Below are 26,851 nucleotides of genomic sequence, written 5' to 3' on the forward strand. Positions count from 1 at the left end.
GCTCGACGGCATACGTCGTCTGCTGTGCTCGGTCGAGCGGTCGCGTCCGTCCCGAGACGGGAGGACGCGACCGCAGGTTCGGGGCCGTCAGCCCTGGTAGCCCGCGCGGCGCAGGGCCTCGGCCATCGCGCTGTTGACGGGGGCGCCCTCGTCCCGGCGAGGCCGGTTGCCGCCGTCGCGCCCTTGGCCGCCGTTGCCGCGCTGGCCCCCACGGCCGGGCGCGGGACGGCCGCCACCCTGGCGCGGGCCCGTCGCCGGACCGCCCGGCGTGACCTCGTCGTCGAGGCGCAGGGTCAGGGAGATGCGCTTGCGCTGCATGTCGACGTCGAGGACCTTGACCATGACGACGTCACCCGGCTTGACCACCTCGCGCGGGTCGCGCACGAAGCTCTTCGACAGCGCAGACACGTGTGCGAGACCGTCCTGGTGGACGCCGATGTCGATGAACGCGCCGAAGGCGGCGACGTTGGTCACGACGCCTTCGAGGGTCATGCCGGGCCTCAGGTCCTTGACCTCCTCGACGCCCTCCTTGAACGTCGGCGTCCTGAAGGTGGGGCGCGGGTCGCGCCCGGGCTTGTCGAGCTCGGCGAGGATGTCGGTGACGGTCGGCAGGCCGAACTTCCCGTCGACGAAGTCCTTCGGCGAGATCGACTGCAGCACAGTCGAGTTGCCGATCAGGCTCGTGAGGTCGTGACCGGTCGCCTGGACCATGCGCCGCGCGACGGGGTAGGCCTCCGGGTGGACGGCGGATCCGTCGAGCGGGTCCCCGCCGGTGATCCGGAGGAAGCCGGCCGCCTGCTCGAACGCCTTCGGTCCGAGGCGTGGCACGTCCTTGAGCGCCGTGCGCGACCGGAAGGCGCCGTGGGTGTCGCGATGCGTGACGATGCTCTCGGCGAGGCTCGCCGTGATCCCGGAGACCCGGGTCAGCAGGGGAGCCGACGCCGTGTTGACGTCGACGCCGACGGCGTTGACGCAGTCCTCGACGACGGCGTCGAGCGAGCGCGAGAGGGCGACCTGGGAGATGTCGTGCTGGTACTGGCCGACGCCGATCGACTTCGGGTCGATCTTGACGAGCTCGGCGAGCGGGTCCTGCAGGCGGCGCGCGATGGAGACCGCGCCGCGCAGGGACACGTCCATGCCGGGCAGCTCCTGCGACGCGAACGCCGACGCGGAGTAGACGGACGCGCCGGCCTCGGAGACGACTGCCGAGGTGAGTCCCAGCTGGGGGTGGCGCTTGATGAGCTCGGCGGCGAGCCGGTCGGTCTCGCGGGAGGCGGTGCCGTTGCCGATGGCGACGAGCTCGACGCGGTGGGCCGCCGCAAGACGCGCGAGGGTCTCGATCGAGCGGTCCCACTGGTTCTGCGGCACGTGCGGGTAGATCACGTCGGTGGCGACGACCTGACCGGTGGCGTCGACGACGGCCACCTTGACGCCGGTCCGGAAGCCGGGGTCGAGACCCATCGTGGCCCGGGCACCGGCGGGCGCGGCTAGGAGCAGGTCGCGCAGGTTGGCCGCGAACACGCGGACGGCCTCGTCCTCGGCGGCGGCCCGGAGTCGCATGCGCGTGTCGATCCCGAGGTGGACGAGGATCTTCGTGCGCCAGGCCCAGCGCACCGTGTCGGCGAGCCACGTGTCGGCGGGCCGTCCCCGGTTGGCGATGCCGAAGCGGTGGGCGATGGCCCGCTCGTACTCCGTCGGACCGACCGGTGGCTCGTCGGTCGGGGGCATCGGGTCGATCGAGAGGGTGAGGACGTCCTCCTTCTCTCCGCGGAAGAGGGCGAGGACGCGGTGCGACGGCATCGACGCGAAGGACCCGGAGAAGTCGAAGTAGTCGGAGAACTTGGCGCCCTCCTCCTCCTTCCCGGCCCGGACCTTCGAGCCGACCCGGCCCTGCTTCCACATCCGCTCGCGGAGGTCGCCGATGAGGTCGGCGTCCTCCGCGAAGCGCTCGACGAGGATCGCCCGCGCGCCCTCGAGGGCCACCGTCGTGTCGGCCACCTCGCGCGCGGCGTCGACGAAGCCCGCAGCGGCAGCGGCCGGGTCGGTGTCGGGGGACGTGAGCAGGAGGTCGGCCAGCGGCTCGAGTCCCGCCTCCCGCGCGATCTGCGCCTTGGTGCGGCGCTTCGGCTTGTACGGCAGGTAGATGTCCTCGAGGCGGGCCTTGGTGTCGGCGGCCATGATCTGCGCTTCGAGGGCCGGGTCGAGCTTGCCCTGCTCGCGGACCGACTCGAGGACCGTGCGCCGGCGGTCCTCGAGCTCGCGCAGGTAGCCGAGCCGCTCCTCGAGCGTGCGCAGCTGCGAGTCGTCGAGGCCGCCCGTCACCTCCTTGCGGTAGCGCGCGACGAACGGCACGGTCGCGCCCCCGTCGAGCAGCCCCACAGCTGCCGTGACCTGACCATCGCGAACCCCGAGCTCCTCGGCGATCCGCTGCTCGACCGACTGCACAACCACAGAAAACGCACTCCTCAGACCGGTTGGTGAGCCTCGCATTCTGCCGGTATGCCGTCGGGCGTGCTCCCGCGGGTCAGGCCGCCGCCCGCGCCGAGGTGGATCTCCCTGATCCTCACGGACTGCAGGGAGATCCGCCCCGGCGCCGTGGGTCAGCGCTCGACCGGGGCGTGCTCGTCGGGCGCGGGCCGGAAGTTGCCCTTGCTCTTGGTGCCGTTGATGAGGTTGGTGCTCATCGCGTAGGACAGCGTGGCGTAGGCGACGGCGTCGGAGTTCGTCTCGAGCGCCCCTGCGTTGTTGTTCGCGTACGTGTCGCAGGCCTGGTGGTAGCAGGGGTCGTAGGCCTGGCCGGCCGTCCCGCCCCACAGCGCCGCCTCCTCGGCCGTCTTGATCCCCTCGGCACCGGTGAACAGCCCGCCGGACGGGACACCAGAGGCGATGAAGGGCCCGTAGTCGGAGCGTCCCGAGAAGTCCGTGCCCTTGAAGGGGAGGCCTCGTGAGGTGAAGAACTTCTCGAACGTCTTCTCGATCTGGGCCGAGCCCGCGGGTCCAGGACCGGCCCCCACGCCGTCGGAGTCGTCGCCGTCGTAGATGAAGAACACGTGGTTCGGCGAGCCGATCATGTCGAAGTTGAGGTAGAGCGCGATCCGGTCGAGCTCGGCCTGCGGCAGGGTGTTGACGTAGTAGGTCGATCCGACGAGGTTGGCCTCCTCGGCGCCCCACCAGGCGAAGCGCAGGGTGTTCTGCGGCTTGACCTTCGCGAGGTTCTCGGCGACTTCGACGAGGGCCGCAGAGCCGCTGCCGTTGTCGTTGACGCCCGGGCCGGCGTTGACGGAGTCGAGGTGGGCGCCGGCCATGACGACGTTGCCGGTGTTCTTCCCCGGCAGCTCGGCGAGGACGTTCGTCGTCGTCGCGATCCCGCGGAAGGTGTCCGTCTTGAGCCGCATGACGAGCCCGGGCGTCTGGGCGAGCTGCTGCCCGACCGCCTGCGTCACCGAGGTGACGGGGAGGTTGAGGGTGAAGCCGTTGCCGAGGGTCCCGTTGATCTCGCCCGCCTGGTTGTTGTAGATGACCACGCCGATCGCGCCGGCGGCGTACGCGTTGGACGCCTTGATCGCGAACGTGCACGCGCCGCGGGAGATGAGGGCGATGGTGCCCGGGGTGAAGCCGGCGAAGTCGGCGGCCTCGCAGCCCGGTGTCGCGTCGGCCGCGGGTGCAGGCAGGGCCGTGACCGACGCCGTCACGTCGCCGCTGCCGGAGTAGGACATGATCGCGTTCGCGACGGGCCCGACCGGCGCGGGGGACACCTGCTCGAGCACCGACGGCGACAGGACGATGAAGGTCTGGAACTGGAAGTCCTGCTCGGCGACCCGCCAGCCCGCCGCCCGGAGCCGGCCGGCGACGTAGTCGACCGAGGCGTCGTAGCCGGGGGACCCCGAGACACGTGTGCCGTTGTTGGCATCGGCGATGGCCTGCAGGGCCGCCTGGTGCTCACGGACCCCGGCAAGGTCGACGCACTCGAGGAGCTTGTCGACCGTGCTGTTGACCCGGCTGGCGCACGTGGTCGGGGCGGCGCCGGCCGACGATGCGATGGTGCCTGCTGCGGCCAGGGCCAGGCACCCGGCCGTGAGGGACGCGACTGTGCGAGAACGTCCGAACATCGTTGTCCTTCCGTCTGGGGCGTCCACACGGACACCGATCCCAGAAATCTAGCCCTGGGCCGAGAGGACGTCGAGAGTCCGCTGATGGTTGCCTGAAGACTGGCTGGGCGTCTACCGGGCTCCTCTGACGTGAATCGCCCCAGACGGAAGCGGGCGAATCACCTCAACCCGGGGCGGGGGCGATGGGCCAGTCCGGGGTCGCCTCGGGACCGCGCTGGTGCTCGTACCAGTCGACGGCACGGAGGACGCCGACGTCGTCGAACCGCCGTCCGGACACCTGGAGGCCGATCGTCCGTCCGTCGGAGGTGAAGCCGCAGTTGACCGACGCGGCCGGTTGACCGGACATGTTGTACGGCACGGTGAAGCCGATGTGGGCCATGCCGAGGTCGTCCTCGCCCCACGGCATCGGCCACTCCGCCCTGAAGGCCGCGACCGGGGCCACGGGCGACAGGACGAGGTCGAACGGCCCGGTCGCCTCGACGGTCGCCCGCTGCATGGCCATGATGCTCGCGTAGTCGCGCAGCACCGCCCGGCCGTCCACCTCGCGCACGGCCGACACCCACCGCTGGATGAAGGGCAGCACTCGTTCCCGGGCCTCCTCGGGCAGCGCCTCGAGGTCGACGAGGGAGCGCACCCGCCAGAACTCGTCGACGTCCCTGAGCATGCGGTCGGTGAGGAACGGGGCGACCGTCTCGACGCGCGCGCCTGCCGACGCGAACACCCCGGCCGCGCGTTCGACGGCCGCGCGGACCTCGGGGTCGACGGGCAGGCCGCACCCGGCATCCAGGTGCAGGCCGACGCGAAGGTCGTGAGCGGCATACGTCTCGGCGTCGAGCCGCAGATCGAGGGGGGTCGGCGGCAGGCTCGTCCAGTCACGGTTGTCCGGACGGCTGATGACCGTGAGGAGCAGCGCGGCGTCGGCGGCGGACCGGGCCATGGGACCGGCCACGCGCCCGAGGTAGGGCGCGTCCAGCGGAACGCGCCCGGCGCTCGGCTTGAGCGTGGTGAGACCGAGCCACGTCCCCGGGAGACGGATCGACCCGCCGATGTCGGTGCCGACGTGGAGCGGCCCGAACCCGGCTGCGGCCGCGGCTCCGGCCCCGGCGCTCGAGCCGCCCGTCGTCAGCGAGGGGTCCCACGGCGAGCGCGTCACACCGTGCAGGCTCGAGACGCCCGAGCTGAGCATCCCCCAGTCGGGCATGACGGTCGACCCGAGGATGATCCCGCCCGACTCCTCGATCCGCTCGACGACGGGACTGCTCCGCTCCGGCCACACGTGGGTCACCGCGGCGTTGCCGGCGGCCATGGGGACGCCGACGCGGGCGAGGTTCTCCTTGACGGTCACCGGGATCCCGTCGATCGGTCCGAGCGGGGTCCCGGCGCGCCACCGTGCCTCGCTCGCCCGGGCCACGTCGAGCGCCGCCTCCAGGTCGAGGACCCAGAAGGCGTTGAGCTCCGGCTCTCGCGCCTCGATGACCGCGCCGACGTCGCGCAGGACGTCGACGGGGGACAGCTCGCACGACGCGTATGCCGCTGACAGGGCTGTCGCGGTCAGGCTCGCTGGACGTCGGGCCGGGTTCGGCATGCGTCCCCTCCGGTGCGTGGGCGGCGTGACGAGGCAACGGTACCCATCGACCGGGCCGGGCGAGGTCGGTCCCGGCGGGCGCCATCCACACCCCCGAGGTGAGGGCGGAACGGTTCGTGGGCCTGTGGAAAAGGGGCGGGGTGTCGCACGGTGGTCAGCGATGCTCGGGCCATGCGATTCGACGAGCTGCCCAAGAGCTGGCCCACCCGTCCGGTCACCGACCCCGAGATCTTCGAGGGTGTCATCGACCTCATCGTCACCGAGCAGTCGCGCGCCACCGGCGCGGTCTATGCCATCCTCTGCCATCCCGACGGCAGGCTGCTCCAGCCGATCTGCATCGACGACGGCGGCTCCCGTCCGAGCGTCGAGACGGTCGAGGACGGCTTGCGCGTGCTCCTCCCGGGCGCCGCGGAGCAGGGGGTCGTGTCGGTCGTCATGGCCATCGCCAGGCCCGGGGGGACGCGGCCGACCGCCCGCGACCGTCGGCTGCGAGCCGTCTTCGAGACCGTCTGCGGCGCGGCCGGTGTCGATCTGCTCGGCGTGGCCATCGCGGCACCGGGCGGGGTCGTCGCCTACCCCAAGGACCGGACGGACGACTCCGCGGCCTGATGTTGGGCGCCGCGTCCCTCGTGGAACCCTCCGCAGGGGTAGCGTCGGTGTGGTCCCCAGGTCAGGGGAGCCCGAGCGACTCAGAGGAGAGGCACATGCTGCAGCCCGGCACCGGGGACGGGACGACGGTCACGGGCCGATACCGCACGGACCTCGGGCCGGAGTGGTGGGTGGCGGTGGTCCTCGTCCCGGCGGTCCTCGCCCTCATCGGCGCCGGAGCGGGGATCCTGCACGTCTTCCTCTGGAGCGTCGTCGCGTTCTGCATCGGGACGGTCGGTGCGTCGGCTGCGGCGGCGTTCCTCGTCCCCGAACGACGGGCAGCCGTCCGGGACGGTGGTCCCACCGAGTCCGCGATGGGCGGGCTCGGATGACCTGGGCGCTGCTCGTCCTCGCCCTGGCCGCCGGGGCGGTCGTGACGTGGTACCTCATGGTCAAGCGCGAGCCCGACCCGTCGACCACACCCCGATCCGCGGCGTATGCCGGGGACGTCCCCGGACGCGATACTGCAGGCGACCCCGGGATCGACACCCGTCTCGACACCGATCCGTACGGCTTCGTCGGAGATCTTCCCTCGGGTGAGCTGCCGCCCGGTTACCTCCCGGTCGGCGACGTCTCCGCAGGCGCCGTCGAGGTCGGCACGGGCGCCTACGGCTGGGGGGCGCGCGCCGACGAGGGCTTCGAGCTGGACGCGCTCGCCTGGGACGACGGGTCCGCGGCCGCTGCGGAGCCACTCGAGGGGGCGGACGCTGCGACGTGGACCGTTCTCGGGCCGGCCAGCGAGTCGCCGTCCGAGTCGCCCACCCCGTCGAGCACCGTGCCGAGCACGTCGAGCGCTGAGGCCGGCCCTGAGGCGGGCGGTCAGCCGAGCGCCGAGTCACGCAGCGACACGGACGAACCACCGGCGGTCGCGCCGCAGCCGGACCCTACGGCCGCATCCGAGGCGGCCTCCTTGGCTGCGCCAGAGCCAGAGCCAGAGGCAGAGCCAGAGTCCGAGTCCGAGTCCGAGCCCGGGTCGGGGCCCGGACCGGGGCAGGCGACCGTGACGGATCCCGAGCCCGACGGGGTCGATGCCGAGGAGGACGACGACCCCTCCGGGTTCGGCGGCCAACCCACGGCTCCGCCGGACCACTACCTCGCGGACGTCGAGGGCGACCGGGCCGCAACGCGCTGGATGGCCGACGCCGTCGACGAGGACGCCATCATCCCTCCGCGAGAGAAGACGTCCGAGACCGACGAGGCATGAGCGGCCCGCTACCGGACGGATGAAGGAACGGACGGGCCGCACCACGGCACACGACGACCAACTGGGGCAAACGCCGGTCAACAGCAGGACCGAGGCCCGGACGAATCGTGCTCGTCGCGGGTGGCCTGACCCACACCCGGGAGGGACACGCCGGGACGAGCATGCGGGGCGGCCTTGGATTAAGCGCATCGACGACTGGCAGGTAACCTTTGCGGCGGTCCTGCGCCCACGTCCGCGAGCGCAGCAACTACAACGCCAGAGAACCACGGCGTGCGAGGGAGCACCATGTCACGCAGCGACAGTGTCGACGTCAAGCGTTGGCGCGCGAAGTATGCGCTCATCGAGCGAGCAGCCCAGGCCGACAGCGACGCCCAGGCGCTGTTCGCCGAGCTCGACGCCGAGCGTCCCGAGCGCAATGGCGAGCTGCGTGAAATCCTCGCCGACCTGGTCGCCTCGAGTGACCTCGTCGCCTTCAAGGAGGCGATGAACCAGTGGGCCCGAAAGGACGGCCCGTATGTCGGGTTCGGCCCGATCGGCGGCCCGTGGGTCGCCGCCCTCGTGCGTCGCGCCGAGGAGGAGCACGCCGAGGTCGTCGCCCTGCTCACCCGGGCCCTCCAGACCCCGGCCTCGCCGCTCGACGCAGCCGACAAGCTCCACGCCGTCGACGCGTTCCTCGCCCGCGGCGGGAGCCGCGGCCAGCGGGCCCCGGGACCGGCCCACACGGCATACGTGCTCTCCCTCTTCTGGTCCACCGACGACGCGGGCGCGTGGCCGCACATGTGGGAGAACGCGCCGCACATGCTCCAGCGGCTCGGCTGGCTGGAGCGTGGTCTCAGCCACGCCGAGCGCTACGTCGCGTTCGCGGCGCTCTGCGCCGACCTGCGCCCCGAGGACCCGCGCTACGCGGCCCGCATCCTCTGGTACTTCAAGGAGACCGAGGCGTTCGTCGGCATTGCCCCCAAGATCCTCGACCTGTGTGCAGAGGCCGCCGAGATCGCGGCCGAGTTCCGCCCGTCGACGGGCTACGCCACGGCCAAGCAGCAGGACCGGGCCGCCGACCTGGCCCGCCAGCTCCGCGGTGAGGCCGACCACCTATCCGACAGCCTCATCGAGCGCCTGTCCGGCGAGACCGGCCTCTACCTCGAGGCCCCGACGCTCGCCCTGCAGCAGCACGGCGGGGAGGACTCCGCCTACCGTCACGACCTCTACGCCTCGTGGATCCTCGTCGGCGGCGCCGGCGCCCCGGGCTTCCGGCTCTGGGTCACCCCGGGTGGGGTCGCCTTCGGTCTTCACGGCGGTTGGGAGGGCGAGAGCGACCAGCAGCACCGCGAGGTCGGTTCCCTCGTCCAGGAGCACCTGCCCCGTGGGATGAACTTCCTGCGGGTCCACGACGACAACCGTGTCGAGCGCATCGAGCCGATGGCCCGCGAGTACCCCGGCGGCGAGACCTTCGTCGGCCGGTGGTGGAAGGGCGACGCCGCCCTGGGTCGCGCCGACTTCGCCGACGAGATCGTCACGACCGCGCGGGCCCTGACCCCGCTGCTGCGGTTCATGACGTCGAGCCAGCGCAGCGCCCTCGACGACCCGAGCCTCGAGATGTCCCCCGTCATCGACCTCGAGTCCGAGGTCGAGATCTTCAAGGCCGAGCGTCCGTACCCCAACGAGCGCGACGCCTGGCACCAGGAGCAGCGCCGGGTCTTCGCCGCCTGCCTCTCGCGCGAGGGCCTCGAGACGTTCGACCTGCCGACCTTCAAGCGCATCGTCTCCACGCGGGGCTATGGCGACATCGGCGCCCAGTCGGTCCTCATCAGCTCGATCAACGCCCTCGACGCCGCCGGCATCGACGAGCTCGCCCGTATGGTCCGCGAGCTGCTGTGGGGGGAGGGCCGCGACGAGGAGCGGATCAACCGCGTCCTCAGCTCCGAGGACGTCCCGGTCCAGGGCTTCGGCGAGAGCGTCGTCATCAAGCTCTTCGCGATCGCCCACCCCGAGCACTGGCTGCCTCTGTTCGCCACGGGTGGCGACTCGGGCAAGATCGCGATGCTCGGGCGGCTCGGCGGCCCGGCCAAGTGGACCGAGGGCAAGTCGCGGGGTCGGCTCCACGTCGAGACCAACGCCCTGCTCCGCCAGACCCTCGACCCGCTGCTGCCCGACGACCCGTGGGGTCAGGCCCAGCTCGCCTTCTGGCTCATGCGCCGGTCCGACAAGGCGCTCATGCCCGACCACGACGCGTTGGGCGAGGCGGCCAAGGAGCTGCTCATCGAGGAGGATTTCCTCCGCGAGATCCGCAGCCTCCTCGAGGAGAAGAAGCAGGTCATCTTCTACGGGCCGCCCGGCACCGGGAAGACCTACCTCGCGCAGCGGTTCGCCCAGGCGCTGCAGCCCGACCCCGCCAAGCGCGACATCGTCCAGTTCCACCCGAGCAGCTCCTACGAGGACTTCTTCGAGGGGTTCCGCCCGCAGATCGACCACCAGGGCCAGATGGTCTACGAGCTGCGCAAGGGGCCGCTCGCGCTCCTTGCGGAGGCGGCCGAGGCCGACCCGCTCACGCCGCACATCATGATCATCGACGAGATCAACCGTGCGAACCTCCCGCGCGTGTTCGGTGAGCTGCTCTTCCTCCTCGAGTACCGATCGCACTCGGTCAAGACGTCCTACCGTCCCGACGAGGGCTTCGAGCTGCCGCCGAACCTCTACTTCATCGGCACGATGAACACCGCCGACCGCTCGATCGCCCTCGTCGACGCGGCCTTGCGCCGCCGCTTCGACTTCGTGCCGTTCATGCCGCACGACGGGCCGATGGAGGGCCTGCTGCGGCGCTGGCTGGAGGTCCACGACGGTCCGGTCTGGGTCGCCGACCTCGTCGACCGCGTCAACGAGGACCTCCGTCGCGCGCTCCGCGGCCCGCACCTGCAGATCGGGCACAGCTACTTCATGCGCCCGGGGATCGACGACGACGAGGCGACGCTGCGCCGGATCTGGGACTACAACGTCTACCCGTTCATCGAGGACCAGCTCTACGGGCGCGAGCACGAGCTCGCCCAGTTCCGCTGGGAGAACGTCCGGGCCCGCTACGGCCAGTACGAGATGACTCGTCCATGATGTCGGCATGACCACCGTCGAGCTGACCCCGATCCCCGAGCACGGTCGTTCGGGGCCCGTCCGGCTCTCCCGCGAGACCCGGGCGGCGCTCGTCGCGGCCGCGGGGGAGCGGCTCGTCATCCACGCCACGGCCGACCCCGACGTCGTGACGATCGGGGCGACGAGCTGGGTCGGCGCGCTCGCCGTGCCCGGCCTCGTCGTGCGCGTCATGCCGAAGGTCTCGGTGACGAACTTCTTCGCGATGCTGAGCGCGGGGGTCTCGCCAGAGGCCTTCGAGCACGAGCAGGTGACGTGGTCCGACACGGACGAGCTCATCGACGGCGTCGCCTACTTCGCGATCAGGCTCATCGACTCGGCGACCATGCGTGGTCTCGTCCACGGCTACGTGGGTCGGGAGGAGCGCATGCGGACGATTCGCGGGCGCCTGCTCGTCGAGGAGTTCGCCCGTCGGCCGTGGAGCGCCGCGGAGCCGCAGTGCCGCTTCGACGACTTCACGGCGGACATCTCCGAGAACCAGCTCTTCCGCTGCACGCTCGAGGCGATGCTCTCGTGGCCGCAGCTCGCGCCGCAGGTGCGCCGGGAGGCGCTTCGCGTGCTCGGGCGGTTCGACGGGGTCAGCGACACGCCCGCGACGAAGCACGCGGTGCCTGTGCCGCTGACCCGGCTCAACGAGCACTACGCCGATGCGATGCGCCTCAGCCGGCTCGTCCTGCAGGCGATGTCGCTCAGCCACGAGGCCGGTGACCAGCAGGCCAACAGCCTCATGGTCGACATGGACGACCTCTTCCAGCGCTGGATCGTCCAGGAGCTCGACCTACGTCTCGCGCCCGACCTGCGGATCGACAGCGAGGAGGACGTCTGGCTCGACGAGGGCCGGGCCGTGACGATGGCGCCCGATCTCGTCGTACGCCGGGGGAGCGAGGTCGTGCTCGTCGGCGATGCCTCGTACTCCATGGGCGCCGACGGCTACATGGCCTCTCGCGACTACCTCCAGCTCGTGGCCTACACGACGGCGATGGGCCTCTCGACGGGTCTGCTCATCCACTGCAACACCGACCGGGCGCCCGAGGCGGAGATCGTCATCCGCAACGCGGGGACCCGCATCCTCTGCCGCCCGATCCGCCTCGACGGGTCGTATGCCGCCGTGTCGCGTTCGCTCGACGAGCTCGCCGACATGGTCCGCGAGCTTGCGGACGCGCCCGGCGAGGTCGAGGTGCCCACCCTCATCCGCACGCCTCGTCGCTGAGCTGGACACCGGCGCGAGAGTGACTGCTAGATCACATGGCTAGGTCCTGTGACCTGCGGCGATAACTACTACAGTCAGTAGTACCGACAGAGAAGCTGCCGGAACGCACATAGTTCTGGAGATGAGATCAATGGCCACCATCAAGCACGAGAACGTCGCCCCCCACCGTCGGAGCCTGATTCACCCCACGGAGGGCGTCGTCACGTTCGAGGAGGAGGTCGTCCGCTCGCTCTGGGCCCGCCGCTTCCTCGCCGGCCTGCGTATCGTCCTCGGGTTCACCTTCCTCTGGCCCTTCATCGACAAGATGTTCGGCCTGGGCTACATGACCCCGACGGCCAAGGCCTGGATCCACGGCGGAACGCCCGCCCAGGGATTCATGAAGGGCGCCGAAGGCCCGTTCGGCAGCTTCTTCAAGAACATCGCCGGCCCGTGGGCCGACTGGGTGTTCATGGCAGGCCTCCTGGGCATCGGCGTCGCCCTTCTCGCCGGCGCCGGCCTCAAGATCGCCGCCTGGAGCGCAGCCGTCCTTCTCGCCCTCATGTACCTCGCCGAGTTCCCTCTCGGAACCACGGGGGCATACACCAACCCGCTCATCGACAGCCACTGGATCGAGGCCCTCGGGATCGCGGTGATCGCGGCCACGTACGCCGGCGACACGTGGGGCCTGGGCAAGTGGTGGGGCCGCAAGGTCGGTAACGGCATCCTTCGGTGAGCGGGGCGGGTGACCGCCCAGGCCACAGGGTCGACGGTCACCCACCGTGCGAGCCCAGCGCCACAGGGCTCACACACAGCAAGGCGGTCCCTCGCGGGGCCGCCTTCCTGTGTGTCAGGGACGGCTGCGGAGCGCGCCCGGGGGTCGGCGCGGGCCGTCGGCTCGGATCAGTCCGGGGTGAACGCGCAGAACTCGTTGCCCTCGGGGTCGGCCATCACGTGCCACCGGAGTCCTCCGTCGCCCTTCCCGCGGAGCACCCGTGCGCCCAGGGCGACGAGCGGTCGGACGTCATCCGTCGTCACGTCGATGTGGACGCGGTTCTTCGTCGTCTTGGCCTCGGGCACGGGGACGAAGACCATCGACTCGAACGGTGCTCCGTCGACCTGCTCGACCCAGGAGAACTCGCCCGGCTGCTCACCGGTCCGTCCGCCGAGGACCTCCGACCACCACGCCGCGGCGCGTCCCGCGTCGTCCGGGCCTCCGGTGATGTCCCAGACGAGCTCGTAGAAGCGCCGGGTCACGGGCTCGTCCCTGACGAACACGCAGAACTCCTGACCGTCCGGGTCCCGGAGCACCGTCCAGCGCTCGAGCTCCTCCTGGACCGTGGCGCCGGCAGCGGTCGCGCGATCGAGCGACTCCGCGTCGACGTCGATGTGGAGCCGGTTCTTGACGGTCTTGGGCTCCGGGACGCGGTTGAGCCACACGTGCACCCGCTCACCCTCGCGCAGGGACGCGTCGCCGTCGTCGTGCCGGTTGAGCTCCCAGCCGAGCAGCCCCGCCCAGAAGGCTCCGAGAGCATGCGGCTCGGCAGCATCGATGCAGAGGTCCTTGTACGTCGCGATCGCCATGCCGGCACCGTACCCGCGCCCACCCATGCGCACCTGCCGCACTGGGCCGGCCGAAGGTGGACCTCTGGTCCCGACGCCCGTCGTCGGGGAGGACGTCGTCAGGCCCCGTGGGCCGCGACCTCCCAGAGGCGCCCCTCGCTCCGGATCGCGGGCATCGCCGAACGGATCGACCGCTCGGCGAGCTCGGGAGCGACACCGAGGTCGACGGCATACCGCAGCGCGACCGCCGGCGTGCGCTGGGTGCCGGTCCGGCAGTGGACGAGGACGCGCTTGCCCTCCGCGCGGAACTGGCGCAGGGCGGACGACACGTCGTCGAGGACGAAGTCGAGGTGCGGGTTGGACTCCGCGACGTCGTCCTCGCTGATCCAGAACTCGATGTGGTCGCGGGAGGTCATGCCCTCCGCCGGGATGTCGTCGAGCCCGAGGGCGCAGAGCGAGACGACGGCCTGGACGTCGAGCTCCTTGACCCGGCCGAGGTCGCTGATGGTCCCGAGCAGGATGTCCGGGTCGATGGGGTGCGGCAGGCCGAGCGCCGGGATGTCCTCGTCGGTCATCGACGCGATCGAGGGCCACTGGCCCGGAGTGCGCCCCCCGGCATACGTCGACACGGCGAGCTCGACGAGGTCGTGGGCGCGGTAACCGGGCCAGCCGTGGACCATCCGGCGCCACTGGGTCGGCACCGCGGAGGCGCCGTAGCGCGCACCGAGGAGGGAGCCGGCGATGGCCGCCACCGTGTCGGTGTCGTGACCGGCCCGGACGGCCGCCTGCAGGCCGCGCTGGAGGTGCATGGCCGACCCGTCGCCGCGGTCGGTCGAGGTGATCGCCGCCCAGGCGGCCTGCAGGGCGGTCACGGTGAAGCCGTTGTTGACGAAAGCGCTCGGCTCCGCCCCGGTCGCCTCCTCGATGAGGTCGCCCCACCGCCCCGCGAGCTCGGGGCTGACGAGATCGAGACCGGCGGCGAGGTCGAGGCGGCCCTCGGTCACGGCGACGCGGATGGCCTCCGACCACAGCACCGACGAGTCGCCGGCGAGAGGGTCCGCATGGGTCAGCTCGGCCACCGCCCGGGCTGCCCGGGCCGTCGCGACGCGGTCGCGCACCGCAGAGATGCCGACGACCGAGGTGCGCATCAGGGCGCCGTTGCCGGCGGTGACACCGGTACGCGCGTGGAGGGCCCGGCTCGCCGCGGTGAGCCGCTCGTGCGGCCGGCCGGGCAGGGAGGCGGCCGACGTGAGGACGGCGCGCGTCTGCGTGCCGACGTCCGTCGCCCCGCCCGCGAGCCACGCGCTGAAGGCCTCCGCGACCTCGTCGAGGGCCTCGGGGGAGGCGAGGTCGAGGCCGGTCGCGGCCACCCGGGCCACGCAGAGGGTCATCTGGGTGTCGTCGCTCCACTCGCCCGGGTCGTACGGTCCGAGGCCGCCACCCTTCATGACGGCCTCGCCCACGGGCGGGCTCGCCATCTCGTAGGGGACGCCGAGGGCGTCGCCGCAGGCCTCGCCGAGGAGGACCCCGGCCGCTCGGTCGACGGCGATGGGACGGATGGGCACGGTTCTCCTTGGCCGGCGGCCTCCCGTTCGATGTGCGGCGATCACGGACGATCGGCGGAGTACGTCGAACCGGGAGGGGACGTGAGGGGTACGAGGTGAAATCTACGGGAGCGGCGCCCGCGAGGTCGGACCGCTCCCGTGGACGGCACGCTCGACGGCACGCTCGACGGCCCGACCGGGGCCCTTCAGGATCGCCCCGTAGGATTCGCTCGTGCTCCAGCCCCTCACCGTGGCCCTCCTCGTTGCGAGCGGCCTCCTCGGCGTGCTCGCCGTCCACCACCTCGTGCGCCGGCGCCTCGTGGACGACCCGCTCATCATCACCGGGGGCGTCATCGAGCTGGCGCTCCTCGTCCAGCTCGTCGTCGGGCTGGCCAAGGCCTCGGCCATCGCCGACGGGGCCGAGCGAGCCACCTTCATCGCCTATCTCTTCACCGTGCTCGTCGTCATCCCCGCCACGATCTACATCTCCATCAAGGAGAAGACCCAGTGGGCGATGGCCGTCGTCGCCGGCGGCGCCCTCGTCGTCGCGATCCTCGTCGCCCGCCTGCAGCAGGTCTGGAGCCTCAATGTCTGACACGCAACCCGCGCCCGGGTCGTCCGGCTCGTCCGGGTCGTCCGGCTCGTCCGGCTCGTCCGGCTCGTCCGGGTCGTCCGGCTCGTCCGGCTCGGCCGCCTCGGCCGCCTCGGCCGCCTCGACCGCAGGGACGGCCCCTCACACGGGACGTGGTCCCGGTCGCCTCCTCGTCGCGATCTACGGCCTGCTCGCCCTCGCGGCGACCGGCCGCTCGGTCCTGCAGATCACCGAGTACTTCGACCGCGCTCCGGTCTCCTACATCCTCTCGGCGCTCGCGGCCGTCATCTACATCGTCGCGACCGTCGGCCTCGCCCGGGGCGACCGAGCCTCGGTCCGCGTGGCCAGGATCGCCCTCACGGTGGAGCTCATCGGCGTCCTCGTCGTCGGGACCATCTCGTATGCCTTCCCGTCCGCCTTCCCCGACAAGACCGTCTGGTCCCACTTCGGCTCCGGCTACGGCTATGTGCCGCTCGTGCTGCCCATCGTCGGACTGTGGTGGATCCGTCGCACGAGCGCGGCGTCCTCGACGGCCGAGGTCACCACCCCGTAGGCCGCCACCTCCCGGTGAGCTCGAAGGCCACCCCCGGAGCCGCCGCGGGGCGCCGATAGGGTGACGCCCATGGATCAGCAGACCCACGCTCCCGAGCCGACCGGCCCCTTCACCGTCCGTCCGATCCCGGCGGACCAGGCCCAGCAGGCGATGCTCTCGGTCGGGGGCAGCTTCCTCCAGACGCCCTCGTGGGCCGACACCAAGCCCGACTGGCGCCGTCAGTTCCTCGGCTGGTTCGACGCGTCGGGGCAGCTGGTCGGGGCCGGTCTCGTCCTCGCCCGCAACATCCCCAAGCTCAAGCACACCTTCGCCTACCTGCCGGAGGGGCCGGCCCTGCCCTGGGCTGCCGTCGCCGACGACCCGTCGGCATGGCTCGACCCGCTCGTCGAGTGGGCCCGTTCGGCCGGCGCCTTCGCCCTGCGGCTCGGCTTCCCGATCGTCTCGCGGACGTGGGAGCCCGACCCGGTCAAGAAGCAGATCGCCGACGGTGGCCTGCTCTCGTTCACGGAGCTCCCGCCCGCGGTCGACAACCCGGTCGCCCGCCGGGTCGAGAGCTGGCTCGACGCCAACGAGTGGAAGCCGATCGGGTGGGGGACCACCTCGGCCGTCGGCCAGCCCCGCTACCTCTGCATCGTCGACCTCGCGGGGCGTGACGCCGAGTCCGTGCTCAAGGGCATGAACCAGCAGTGGCGCCGCAACATCAAGAAGGCCGAGAAGGCCGGCGTGCAGGTGCGCGCCGTCGGTGTCGAGGGGGTCGACACCTTCCACGAGCTCTACTGCGAGTCGGCGGCCAGGGACCACTTCTACCCGCGGCCCAAGTTCTACTTCGAGCGCATGATGAAGGCGTTCGCCGGCGACCACGACCGCCTCATGGGCACCTTCTACGAGGCCCACGTCGACGGCGACGTCCTCGCCTCTGCGCTCATGATCCGCTTCGGCACCACGTTCTCGTACCTCTACGGCGGCACGACCACGCGCAACCGCGACGCCCGGGCCTCCAACGCCCTGCAGTGGCAGGCGATCAAGGACGCGATCGACGCCGGCTGCACGGCATACGACTTCCGCGGCTTCAACACCTCGCTGGGAGCGACGTCGCCACTGACCGGTCTGCTGCTCTACAAGCTCGGCGCGGGCTCCGACGTCGTCGAGATGGTGGGCGAGCGCGAGCTCGTCATCAGCCCGTTCTGGCACGCCGCGTTCGAGAAGGCGATGGACCTGCGCGTCGCGATGAACAAGCGCCGCAAGGGCTCGGCCCCCGAGGAGCAGGCGGACGTCTGACCCGCGTGTTACGGGCGCGCGGGCTCGGGGGTGCAGTCGACGGTGTGAACGTCCCGCGCGGTGGCGACCTGGGTCGAGCCGGCGTAGACCCGGCACTGGATGGTCGCCTGCTCGACATCACCCACCGCGGTCACCCGGAAGGGGACCGTCCCGTCCGGGACCGCCACTCGGGCCGCGAAGGGCAGCGAGACCACCGCGTCGAAGCCACCGCCCTCATTCGCGATCGTGACGCGGGCCGAGGACCCGTTGGTGCTGACGATCTCGACGAGCACGGAGCTCGACCCTTCCGGCATCGTCCCGACGGGGCCGCGCTGGCGCGTCTCGACGAGCCCCTCGGCCTCGCCTGCGGACAGCGGAGCCACCTGCAGCGCGGCTGGGGCCACCCCGACCGCGGGGTCCCTCCCTGATCCGGCGCCGGCACCGAGGTCCTGGCAGTCGCCGAAGCAGACGCCACTCGACGTGCCGCCGCTGCTGGACTCGGCGCTGCCACCCGGCCTGACCACGAGAGCCACCAGCGCCAGGGCGAGCAGGGCCGCGCCGACACGGCCCTTGCGCCGCCGCTGCATCGGGCGGCGCCCGCCCGGCGTCCCTGGCGCCTCGCCGACGCGCCAGCCCCACTGCACACCGGGGGCCATCGAGATCCTCGCGCTCACCGGCTGTCCGTCGCGTCCGGTGCCGACCACGTGGATCGCGAGGTCGCGGTTCGGGTCGTCGGGAGCGGCTCCGGCCGTCCGCGTCGACCACGGGTCGTCGGAGGACTGAGGGCCGGCGACCGCGTCGTCGGGGAAGGCCACATGCCTGTCTCGGGTCGGGTCGGGCACGCTCGGCTGCCCGCCGTCCAGCCACCGGAGCTCCGACACGCATCCCCCTTCGTCGCGGTGCTGCGCCCACTGTAGGGCCGGCGCACTGCGGCGCGGGCGCGTCGTGCGCTTCGAGTCCGGGGACGCCTCGGATGGTTCCGTCCCGCCCGATATCGGTTCGGCCACGGCGGGGGTGCCCGCATATCCTGTCGCTCATGCCCGAGGAGCCCGCGACCGCCCCGCCGCGTGCGCCGGGACCCCCTCGCCGGGGCCGTCGTCGGCGCGAGGGTGGCCAGCGCTCGGCTCAGGGGCCTGGCGGCCGGCGCGGGTCGCGTATGCCGCTCAGCCCGGAGCAGCGTGAGGCCCGCCGGGCCGCTCGGGCCGCGCTCGTCCCGCCGATCACCTACCCCGAGCACCTGCCGGTCGTCGACCGCAAGGACGACATCGCGGCCGCGATCCGCGACCACCAGGTCGTCGTCGTCGCGGGGGAGACCGGCTCGGGCAAGACGACGCAGATCCCGAAGATCTGCCTCGAGCTCGGTCGCGGCCTCGACGGGGTCATCGGCCACACCCAGCCGCGCCGCATCGCCGCGCGCGCCGTCGCCGAGCGACTGTCGGAGGAGCTCTCCGTCGACCTCGGCGACGCCGTCGGCTACCAGGTCCGGTTCACCGACCAGTCGAGCAGGGACACGCTCGTCAAGGTCATGACCGACGGCATCCTGCTCGCCGAGATGCAGCGTGACCGCGAGCTGCGCCGCTACGACACGATCATCATCGACGAGGCCCACGAACGCAGCCTCAACATCGACTTCATCCTCGGCTACCTCAAGCAGCTCCTGCCACGTCGGCCCGACCTCAAGGTCGTCATCACCTCGGCGACGATCGACCCGGAGCGGTTCGCCCAGCACTTCGCCGGGCCCGACGGCGAGCCGGCTCCGATCATCGAGGTGTCCGGTCGGACGTACCCCGTGGAGATCCGCTACCGCCCGCTCGTCGACCCAGACCGGCCCGAGGCGGACGAGAAGGACATGATCACCGGCATCTGCGAGGCCGTCGAGGAGCTCTGGACCGAGCGGCACTCCGGGACGAGCTCGGACATCCTCGTCTTCCTGTCCGGTGAGCGGGAGATCCGTGACGCCGCCGACGCACTCACGGGCATGAGGCTCCCAGTGACAGAGGTCGTGCCGCTCTACGCGCGCCTGTCGTCGGCCGAGCAGCACCGGGTCTTCCAGCCGCACACCGGCCGCCGGATCATCCTCGCCACCAACGTCGCCGAGACCTCGCTGACGGTTCCCGGCATCCGGTACGTCATCGACACGGGCACCGCCCGCATCTCCCGCTACAGCCAGCGCACGAAGGTCCAGCGCCTGCCCATCGAGCCGATCAGCCAGGCGTCGGCCAACCAGCGCTCCGGTCGCTGCGGCCGGGTCTCCGAAGGCATAGCGATCCGGCTCTACTCCGAGGACGACTTCGACTCGCGCCCGGAGTTCACCGACCCCGAGATCCTCCGGACCAACCTCGCCTCGGTCATCCTCCAGATGACCTCCCTCGGCCTCGGCGACATCGCGCGCTTCCCCTTCGTCGACCCGCCCGACTCGCGCCAGATCACCGACGGCATCCGCCTCCTCGAGGAGCTGCAGGCCTTCGCGCCCGAGGACGAGACCCAGCCGACCGATCGGGGGAGGCGACGTCCCGGACGCCGCCTCACGGCATACGGCCGGACGATCGCGACGCTGCCCATCGACCCGCGCCACGCGCGGATGGTCCTCGAGGCCGACGAGCGCGGGGTGCTGCGCGAGGTTCTCGTCATCGTCGCCGCCCTGTCGATCCAGGACCCGCGCGAGCGGCCACAGGACAAGCAGGAGCTCGCCAACGCCGCGCACAAGCGCTTCGCCGACGAGACGAGCGACTTCATCACGTGGCTCAACCTCTGGAACTACCTCAGGGAGCAGCAGCGCGAGCTCTCCTCGAGCGCCTTCCGCCGCATGTGCAAGGCCGAGTTCCTTCACTACCTCCGCGTCCGCGAGTGGCAGGACCTCCACACCCAGGTCAGGCAGGCCGCGAAGCAGGCCGGCCTCGACGTCAGCCGCGGCAGCGTCCACGGCGAACCCGACACCGACGCGATCCACCAGTCGCTCCTCGCCGGGCTCCTGTCCCACGTCGGCGTCCGCGACGAGCAGAAGCGCGAGTATGCCGGAGCGCGCGGTGCGCGGTTCGGCATCAGTCCCGGGTCGGCGCTCTTCCGCAAGCAGCCGCAGTTCGTCATGGCCGAGGAGCTGGTCGAGACCTCCCGGCTCTGGGCCCGCATCAACGCGCGGATCGAACCGGAGTGGGCCGAGCAGCTCGGCGAGCACCTCGTCAAGCGCCAGTACTCCGAGCCCCGCTGGTCCGGGCGACGTGGCTCGGCCGTCGCGACGGAGCGGGTCACGCTCTACGGCGTCCCGCTCGTCGTCGGGCGCGTCGTCGGGCTCGGCAGGATCGACCCCGTCCTGGCTCGCGACCTGTTCATCCGACACGCCCTCGTCGAGGGGGACTGGCACACCGAACACGCGTTCTTCCGTGACAACGCCGCCCTGGTCGAGCGGATCGGGGAGCTCGAGGCACGCACCCGGCGCCGTGACATCGTCGTGGACGACAGCGTGCTCGTCTCGTTCTACGACAAGCGGATCCCCGCCGACGTCGTCTCCGGGCGGCACTTCGACACGTGGTGGAAGAGGGCCCGACGCCAGACGCCGGACCTGCTGACCTTCACCGAGGAGATGCTCCTGCGGGACACGGCCGAGGGCATCGCCGACGGCGACCACCCGACGAGCTGGCGCCAGGGTGAGAACGTCCTCGCGGTGACCTACCAGTTCGACCCCGGCTCCTCAGCCGACGGGGTCACGGTCCACATCCCCGTCGACCGGCTCAACCAGGTCACCGCCGAGGGTTTCGACTGGCAGGTGCCCGGATTCCGCGAGGAGCTCGTCACGGCACTCATCCGGAGCCTGCCCAAGGGCACCCGCCGACTCATCGTCCCGGCACCAGACCACGCGCGGGCGGTCCTGCCGGAGCTCGACCCCAGCCGCGGACCCATCGCCGCGGTGCTCGCCACGGCGCTGCAGGCCCGGGCCGGCATACCGATCGGCCCCGACGACTTCGACTGGTCGCGGGTCCCCGACCACCTCCGGATCACCTTCAGCGTCGACGGACCCGACGGAAGACCCGTCGCCGCCGGCAAGGACCTCGAGGCCGTCCGCGATGTCGCGACCCCCCAGCTGCGCCGGCAGGTCCGCGCTGCGGGCACCGGGATCGAACAGACCGGCCTCACCTCCTGGCCGCTCGACGCCGTCCCCGAGACGTTCGAGAGCGAGTCCGGGGTCCAGGGCTTCCCGGCCCTCGTCGACACCGGCACCGCCGTCGACCTGCGGGTGCTGCCGACACGGGCTGAGGCCGACGCGGAACACCGCCTCGGCGTGCGCCGGCTCCTCCTGCTCGGCATCACGCCGCCGTGGAAGCAGATCCTCGCCCGGCTCACCAACCGCCAGAAGCTCGCCCTCGGGCACAACCCGCACGGCAGCGTGCCGGCCCTGCTCGACGACTGCCTGGCCGCCGCCGTCGACGCCATCAGCGAGGCCGCCGGTACGGCCCAGGGAGGCCACGCCATCCGCAGCCGCGAGGACTTCGAGTGGGCGCTCTCCGCGGTCCGCACCCACACGACCGCCCGGGTCGTCGAGGTCGTCGGCCTCGTCGAGCCGATCCTCGCCAAGCACCTCGCCCTGACCAACCGGCTCGCCGAGCTCGACCGGTCGAGCAACCCGGGGATCCGGCCCATGGTCTCCGACGTCCGCGCTCAGCTGCGCGAGCTCATCCGGCCCGGCTTCGTCGCCGAGACCGGACTGCGCCGGCTGCCCGACCTCGACCGCTACCTCCGGGCCATCACCCACCGGCTCGAGAAGGCGCCCGCCAACCTCGCGCGCGACGCTGCGGCCCTCGACCAGGTCGACCTCGTCGAGGGTCGCTACGCCGACCTGCTCGAGCGGCTGCGCCCCGGCCGGCGCGGGGCGGACGACGTCGTCGAGATCGGTTGGATGATCGAGGAGCTGCGGGTCTCGCTCTTCGCGCAGACGCTCGGGACGGCATACAGCGTGTCCCCGCAGCGCATCCTCAAGGCGATCGCGAAGATCACCCCCTGACCCGCAGCGGGCCGTTGGCCGCGCTCGACGGCGCCACCCGCGCCCGACGGCGCCGCCTCGGCCCTCCAGACACGTCCGCTCCGGGAATCACGGCCCCGGCCGGCGCGTTGGACAACTAGACCGCGCATCCAGAAAGGCACCCCAGTGCAGGAACCGACCGAGCTCTTCCAGTTCGAGAACGACGCGTCCCCGGCGACGCTGCAGGACATGCACGCCTCCGTCCTCGTCGTCGCCCTCGGCGGTTTCATCGACGCCGGCCACACGCAGCGCCTCCTCGCCGACCACATCCTCGACACGCACGAGTCGCGCGTCGTCGCGTCCTTCGACGTCGACCAGCTGCTCGACTACCGCGGCCGCCGCCCGATGATGGTCTTCGACCGTGACCACTGGAGCAGCTACGACGACCCGAGCCTGCTCCTCCACCGGGTCATCGACCGGGAAGGCGTGCCGTTCCTGCTTCTCGTCGGCCCCGAGCCCGACTACCAGTGGGCGCGCATGGTCGAAGCGACGACAACGCTCATCAAGACCTTCGGCGTGAACCTCACGGTCAGCGTCCACGGGATCCCGATGGCCGTGCCGCACACCCGTCCCCTCGGCGTCACCGCCCACGGCACCAACCCGCGCCTCGTCACCGGCAACGACCCCGCCTTCGGCACGGTTCAGGTGCCGGCGAGCTTCTCCTCGCTGCTCGAGTACCGGCTCGGGGAGGCCGGGCACGACGCGATCGGCTTCGCGATCCACGTGCCCCACTACCTCGGCCAGACCGAGTTCGCCGACGCCGCCGTCATCGGGCTCGAGCGGCTGCGGACGGCCACGGGTCTTGCCATCGACGTGACGGCGCTCGCGGCCACGGCGGGCCTCAACCGCGCCGAGATCACGCGCCAGATGGAGGAGTCCGACGAGATCACGGCGGTCGTCCGCGCCCTAGAGCAGCAGTACGACACCTTCCTCGAGGGGCGTCAGCAGCGCAGCCTCCTCGCCACCGACCTGTCCGACCTGCCCACGGCCGACGAGATCGGAGCCGAGTTCGAGGCCTTCCTCAAGGACGTCGCCGACGACGGCTCGACGGACGACACGGAGGGCAGGGACGCTCCCGGGGACCGCTAAACCCCAGGCCCTGCCCGCCACCGCTCGCGGCCCGGTCCCCACCCTCCCGGGGGCCGGGCCGTCTCGTGTCCCCGGGAGGGTGGGGACCGTGCCGGTCTGCCGCTCCACGGACATCGCGACACACCGACCAGCCGGCAACCGCGACGGGTGCATCCGTCGACGTCGGCCGCTTCTCGGTGTGTCCGCCCGGCCGCCCGGCCGCCCGGTCGCCCGTCGGTCCGGATGCCGGTCCGACGGGGCTCAGCCCTTGGCCTCGCTCCAGCGCCGCACCACCGACGTGTCGGCGACGAAGCGGACCCGGTCGGTGCCGGCCCACGTCCGGGCCGCCGTGGTGAGGGCGTCTCCCACGGCCACGGCGGCGCGCTCGGCCTGCTCTTCCCGGACGTGGACCAGCAGCTCGTCGTGGAGGCAGAGCACGATCTGGCCACCGAGCGGGGCGACAGCATGGCGGACCGTCGCCGCCCACGCCTTGAACAGCTCGGCCGCCGAGCCCTGGATGATCGCGTTGCGGGCGTAGCGCCCCCGTGCTCCGTCCGCCGCGGCCGACGTCGGGCCACCGGCGCCCTCGGCGCGTGCCTGGTCGATGGGGCCGACCGGGCCGACCGGGCCGACCGGGCCGACCGGGCCGGCGGGGCCCGCGGTCGGTGGGGCCTCTCCGTCGGGTGCTGTCGGCGCGGCGCCGAAGCGGATGAGCCGTCCGCCGTAGGTGCGGAGCGGACGGCGGCCCACTCCGTCGGCATAGGCGCGGTCGAGCAGGCCCATCGCGACGGGGTAGGCCCGCTCGAGGTCCTTCAGCGCCTCGCCGGCGGCTCCCGAGCGCTGTCCGTACATGGCGGCGAGCACCGCGACCTTGGCCCGAGCCCGGTCGGCCCCGAGCTTGGCCGCGACGGGCGCGTAGAGGTCGTCGCTCCGGGTCGCCTCGGCGAAGGCCCGGTCGCCACTCACCACGGCGAGGACCCGGGGCTCGATCTGGCCGAGGTCGGCCCGGACGAACACGTGCCCGGGGGCCGCGCAGATCGCCGGGCGGAGCGGCGCGGGCAGGTTGTGCAGGCCGTTCTGGGCGGTCATCCGTCCGGCCGCGCCGTCGCACGCGGTCCAGGCTCCGCGGAGCCGGTCGTCGGGGCCGACGTTGTCGTCGAGCCAGCGATACCCGTAGGTCGTCGCGATCCGCTCGTCCTTGCGCCACGTGAGCAGCGCGTCGACGAGGGGGTGGGTGTGCCGATAGGGCTCGAGGACGAAGGCCCTCGTGTTGGGTACGTCGACCCCGACCGAGGCGAGCAGCTCCCTCACCTGTGCCGGGTTGCGCAGGTCGGTGCGCTCCCTCCCTGGCGCGAATCGCAGGACGGCCCGGTCGCGCTCGGCCCGGATCCGGGCGGCATCGGCGTCGTCCTGCGGCCGGGGACCGGCCGAAGCCCCGATGAGGTCCTCGGCGGTGAGCCGGTCGACGGGCAGCCCGTCCCGCTCGAGCTCGAGGCAGAGGACGGCCGCAGCGGACTCGGACCACACGGTCCGGGTTCTTCGGGCCACCAGGGCGGAGGTCATGGCCTCGGGACCACGCCCCGGACCACGCCCCGGACCGGGCTCCGGGAGCGCGTCTGCAGCAGCGTCGGGCGAGGGGTCCCGGCGTCCCGGCTCGGCCGGGAGGACGGCGAGAGCTCGTGCCTGGGCCTCGCGGCACTCGAGGGCGAGCTCTGCGAGGCGGCGCAGGCGGGTGGTCCCCGTCGCCCACGACGTCAGGGCGTCGGGGCGCAGATGTCCGTCGGGTCGTACGGCGTCGTCGTCGGCCAGGGACGCGAGATCGAAGAGGTCGCCGTCGAAGCCGCTCAGGCGTGGCGGGGCGGGCCGGGGGACATCATGCTCGGGCAGGCCGCGGCAGGCCGCCCACACGTGCCCGGGCGTGGCCGACCAGCCGCCGTGGACGAGCCGGTGAGCCTCGGCGAGGTCCCAGGTCCGCGGGACGTCGACACCTGCGGCCACGACGTTGCGCAGCGTGGGGTCGGCCGACCAGACGACCCAGCGTGGAGCGAGTCGCGCCGTCACCTCGGCCACTCGGCGCGGCACCTCGCCGCTCGCCCACGCCTCGTCGAGCCCCGCACCCAGGGCGTGGGCCCCGTCCTGCCCAACGACGAGGGCGACGTGCGGGATCGCTCGACCTTCAGGCAAGGCAGCCGGCCATCCGCCCGACGGCCTCCCGGAGGATGTCGGGCGACGTCGCGAAGTTGATGCGGACGAAACCGGCGCCACCCGCCCCGAAGGTCGGGCCCTGCGACAGCGCCACTCGGCCGCGGGCGAGGAAGGCCGCCGCCGGGTCGTCGCCGAGCCCCAGCTCCCGGCAGTCGAGCCAGGCGAGATAGGTCGCCTCGGGGACGAGAAGGCGCGCCCCGGGGAGGGCTTCGGAGACGAGCCGGGTGAGCAGGCGGCGGTTGTCGTCGAGCTCGCCGACGAGCCGGTGGAGCCAGTCGCGGCCATGCTCCCAGGCGGCCGTCTGCGCGACGGCGCCGAGATGGCTCGCGCCGTAGGTGACGAACGGGTGCAGCCGCCGCACCTCGTCGACGGCGCGCGCGCCGGGCACGATGACAGCCGCCTTGAGCCCCGCGAGGTTGAAGGCCTTGGAGGCGGAGGTCACGGTGATGCCGGCCTCGCTGCCGGCGACGCTGAGGTAGGGCGTGAACGGGGTGTCGGCATAGACGAGACCGGCGTGGATCTCGTCCGAGATGACACGCACGTCGTGCTCGTCGGCGAGCCGCGCGAGCGCCTCGAGCTCTGCAGGAGTGTGAGTCGTGCCGGTCGGGTTGTGCGGGTTGGCGAGGAGGTATGCCGCCCTCCTGCCGTTCGCGGTCGCCTCGCGGAAGGCGCGGGCGAGGGAGACGGGGTCGAGGCGACCGTCGGTGGTGAGCGGCGCCTCGACAGGGCGTCGGCCGGCGGCTCCGATGACGTCGTAGAAGGCGTTGTAGACCGGCGGGCTCACGACGACCGGGCCGCCGGGGTCGGTCAGGAGCCCGAGCAGGTGGGAGATGCCGCCGAGGACATCGCTCACCCGCGTCGTCGTGGCCGGGTCGATCTCCCAGCCCCACTCGGCCGCGGCGAACGAAGCCAGCCCGGCGGCATACGGTCCGGTCCACGCGTAGCCGGTGTCGCCGCGCTCGACAGCGTCGCGGACCGCCTCGACGACGGCGGGGCACGGTCGCGCGTCCATCTCCGCGATCCACAGGGGGAGCACGTCGGGCCCATGGGCTCGCCACTTGACGCTCGTCCGGTCGCGGCGGAGGTCGGCGAGGGACACGTCGAGGATCCGCGAGGTCATGGGCCGAGCCTATGAGAGGCGTCCGACGACGCGGGCACCCTGCCTCCCCTGGGTATGACATCAGG

General features: G+C 72.2%; 19 protein-coding genes. 11 read left to right on the plus strand and 8 right to left on the minus strand.

All coding sequences use genetic code 11. The features are described from left to right. Positions 1-87: 87 nt before the first annotated feature. The 3 genes from N865_RS02835 to N865_RS02845 form a co-directional block, all read right to left on the minus strand. Positions 88-2,490, minus strand: a complete 2,403-nt coding sequence (locus N865_RS02835; RefSeq protein WP_157557533.1) for a Tex family protein — start codon at positions 2,488-2,490, stop codon at positions 88-90. A gap of 110 nt (positions 2,491-2,600) precedes the next feature. After that, entirely contained in the window at positions 2,601-4,109 is a 1,509-nt protein-coding gene (locus tag N865_RS02840; RefSeq protein ID WP_051509978.1) for a M28 family metallopeptidase, read from the minus strand. Between the two features lie 163 nt (positions 4,110-4,272). After that, positions 4,273-5,694, minus strand: coding sequence for an amidase (locus N865_RS02845; RefSeq protein WP_034801310.1), 1,422 nt, complete (start codon positions 5,692-5,694; stop codon positions 4,273-4,275). Positions 5,695-5,865: 171 nt separating this feature from the next. On the opposite strand from N865_RS02845, the gene N865_RS02850 reads away from it, so the two are divergent. The 6 genes from N865_RS02850 (at position 5,866) to N865_RS02875 (ending at position 12,606) form a co-directional block, all read left to right on the plus strand. Beyond that, the gene (locus N865_RS02850) at positions 5,866-6,303 is read left to right on the plus strand and encodes a hypothetical protein (RefSeq protein ID WP_034801312.1); all 438 of its coding nucleotides are present in this window, start codon (positions 5,866-5,868) and stop codon (positions 6,301-6,303) included. 95 nt (positions 6,304-6,398) lie between these two features. Next, the gene (locus N865_RS02855; RefSeq protein ID WP_034801314.1) at positions 6,399-6,674 is read left to right on the plus strand and encodes a hypothetical protein; all 276 of its coding nucleotides are present in this window, start codon (positions 6,399-6,401) and stop codon (positions 6,672-6,674) included. After that, a complete protein-coding gene (locus N865_RS02860; protein WP_034801316.1) occupies positions 6,671-7,546 on the plus strand; it encodes a hypothetical protein in 876 nt (291 codons plus the stop codon). Before N865_RS02855 ends, N865_RS02860 begins: the two co-directional genes overlap by 4 nt. 285 nt (positions 7,547-7,831) lie before the next feature. Beyond that, positions 7,832-10,648 (plus strand): McrB family protein, encoded by a 2,817-nt coding sequence (locus tag N865_RS23215; RefSeq protein ID WP_051509980.1) that lies wholly within the window; start codon positions 7,832-7,834, stop codon positions 10,646-10,648. A gap of 7 nt (positions 10,649-10,655) precedes the next feature. After that, entirely contained in the window at positions 10,656-11,894 is a 1,239-nt protein-coding gene (locus N865_RS02870; RefSeq protein ID WP_034801318.1) for an McrC family protein, read from the plus strand. 121 nt (positions 11,895-12,015) lie between these two features. Beyond that, positions 12,016-12,606 carry a DoxX family protein gene (locus tag N865_RS02875; RefSeq protein WP_245603642.1) on the plus strand — a complete coding sequence of 197 codons (591 nt, stop codon included), beginning with the start codon at positions 12,016-12,018 and terminating at the stop codon, positions 12,604-12,606. 167 nt (positions 12,607-12,773) lie between these two features. On the opposite strand, the gene N865_RS02880 is transcribed toward N865_RS02875, so the two are convergent. Continuing rightward, a complete protein-coding gene (locus tag N865_RS02880; RefSeq protein WP_034801477.1) occupies positions 12,774-13,454 on the minus strand; it encodes a VOC family protein in 681 nt (226 codons plus the stop codon). A gap of 98 nt (positions 13,455-13,552) precedes the next feature. Then, complete coding sequence (locus N865_RS02885; protein ID WP_034801323.1) at positions 13,553-14,998, minus strand: ADP-ribosylglycohydrolase family protein; 1,446 nt, start codon at positions 14,996-14,998, stop codon at positions 13,553-13,555. 211 nt (positions 14,999-15,209) lie between these two features. On the opposite strand from N865_RS02885, the gene N865_RS02890 reads away from it, so the two are divergent. The 3 genes from N865_RS02890 to N865_RS02900 all read left to right on the plus strand — a co-directional run bounded on the left by N865_RS02890 (position 15,210) and on the right by N865_RS02900 (position 17,400). Then, positions 15,210-15,572, plus strand: a complete 363-nt coding sequence (locus tag N865_RS02890) for a hypothetical protein (protein ID WP_034801326.1) — start codon at positions 15,210-15,212, stop codon at positions 15,570-15,572. A 175-nt stretch (positions 15,573-15,747) separates the two neighbouring features. Further along, positions 15,748-16,122: a hypothetical protein gene (locus N865_RS02895; protein WP_051510015.1), complete on the plus strand. Its 375-nt coding sequence runs from the start codon at positions 15,748-15,750 to the stop codon at positions 16,120-16,122. A gap of 69 nt (positions 16,123-16,191) precedes the next feature. Then, positions 16,192-17,400, plus strand: coding sequence for a lipid II:glycine glycyltransferase FemX (locus tag N865_RS02900; RefSeq protein ID WP_034801329.1), 1,209 nt, complete (start codon positions 16,192-16,194; stop codon positions 17,398-17,400). Positions 17,401-17,408: 8 nt separating this feature from the next. Here the strand turns inward: N865_RS02900 and N865_RS02905 are convergent, their stop codons facing one another. Then, a complete protein-coding gene (locus N865_RS02905; RefSeq protein ID WP_034801331.1) occupies positions 17,409-18,260 on the minus strand; it encodes a hypothetical protein in 852 nt (283 codons plus the stop codon). A gap of 155 nt (positions 18,261-18,415) precedes the next feature. Here N865_RS02905 and hrpA point away from each other — a divergent pair, with 155 nt between their 5' ends. Together hrpA and N865_RS02915 are read left to right on the plus strand one after the other, a co-directional pair. After that, positions 18,416-22,375 (plus strand): ATP-dependent RNA helicase HrpA, encoded by a 3,960-nt coding sequence (gene hrpA / locus N865_RS02910; RefSeq protein ID WP_034801333.1) that lies wholly within the window; start codon positions 18,416-18,418, stop codon positions 22,373-22,375. 144 nt (positions 22,376-22,519) lie between these two features. After that, the gene (locus tag N865_RS02915) at positions 22,520-23,482 is read left to right on the plus strand and encodes a PAC2 family protein (protein ID WP_034801336.1); all 963 of its coding nucleotides are present in this window, start codon (positions 22,520-22,522) and stop codon (positions 23,480-23,482) included. Between the two features lie 240 nt (positions 23,483-23,722). Here the strand turns inward: N865_RS02915 and N865_RS02920 are convergent, their stop codons facing one another. Both N865_RS02920 and N865_RS02925 read right to left on the minus strand, forming a co-directional pair. Beyond that, positions 23,723-25,645, minus strand: a complete 1,923-nt coding sequence (locus tag N865_RS02920) for a DNA polymerase (protein ID WP_245603644.1) — start codon at positions 25,643-25,645, stop codon at positions 23,723-23,725. Continuing rightward, on the minus strand, positions 25,638-26,786 hold the full coding sequence (locus tag N865_RS02925; protein WP_034801339.1) for a MalY/PatB family protein: 1,149 nt from the start codon (positions 26,784-26,786) through the stop codon (positions 25,638-25,640). Before N865_RS02925 ends, N865_RS02920 begins: the two co-directional genes overlap by 8 nt. Positions 26,787-26,851: the final 65 nt, after the last annotated feature.

It is taken from the genome of Intrasporangium oryzae NRRL B-24470 (genome assembly GCF_000576595.1).
GTDB lineage: Bacteria > Actinomycetota > Actinomycetes > Actinomycetales > Dermatophilaceae > Intrasporangium_C > Intrasporangium_C oryzae.

Coding starts and splice junctions, on each gene's coding strand:
- N865_RS02900 (WP_034801329.1), top strand. CDS start 16,192: ATGGATCAGCAGACCCACGCTCCCGAGCCGACCGGCCCCTTCACCGTC.
- hrpA (WP_034801333.1), top strand. CDS start 18,416: ATGCCCGAGGAGCCCGCGACCGCCCCGCCGCGTGCGCCGGGACCCCCT.
- N865_RS02835 (WP_157557533.1), bottom strand. CDS start 2,490: ATGCGAGGCTCACCAACCGGTCTGAGGAGTGCGTTTTCTGTGGTTGTG.
- N865_RS02860 (WP_034801316.1), top strand. CDS start 6,671: ATGACCTGGGCGCTGCTCGTCCTCGCCCTGGCCGCCGGGGCGGTCGTG.
- N865_RS02840 (WP_051509978.1), bottom strand. CDS start 4,109: ATGTTCGGACGTTCTCGCACAGTCGCGTCCCTCACGGCCGGGTGCCTG.
- N865_RS02845 (WP_034801310.1), bottom strand. CDS start 5,694: ATGCCGAACCCGGCCCGACGTCCAGCGAGCCTGACCGCGACAGCCCTG.
- N865_RS02855 (WP_034801314.1), top strand. CDS start 6,399: ATGCTGCAGCCCGGCACCGGGGACGGGACGACGGTCACGGGCCGATAC.
- N865_RS23215 (WP_051509980.1), top strand. CDS start 7,832: ATGTCACGCAGCGACAGTGTCGACGTCAAGCGTTGGCGCGCGAAGTAT.
- N865_RS02925 (WP_034801339.1), bottom strand. CDS start 26,786: ATGACCTCGCGGATCCTCGACGTGTCCCTCGCCGACCTCCGCCGCGAC.
- N865_RS02880 (WP_034801477.1), bottom strand. CDS start 13,454: ATGGCGATCGCGACGTACAAGGACCTCTGCATCGATGCTGCCGAGCCG.
- N865_RS02850 (WP_034801312.1), top strand. CDS start 5,866: ATGCGATTCGACGAGCTGCCCAAGAGCTGGCCCACCCGTCCGGTCACC.
- N865_RS02870 (WP_034801318.1), top strand. CDS start 10,656: ATGACCACCGTCGAGCTGACCCCGATCCCCGAGCACGGTCGTTCGGGG.
- N865_RS02875 (WP_245603642.1), top strand. CDS start 12,016: ATGAGATCAATGGCCACCATCAAGCACGAGAACGTCGCCCCCCACCGT.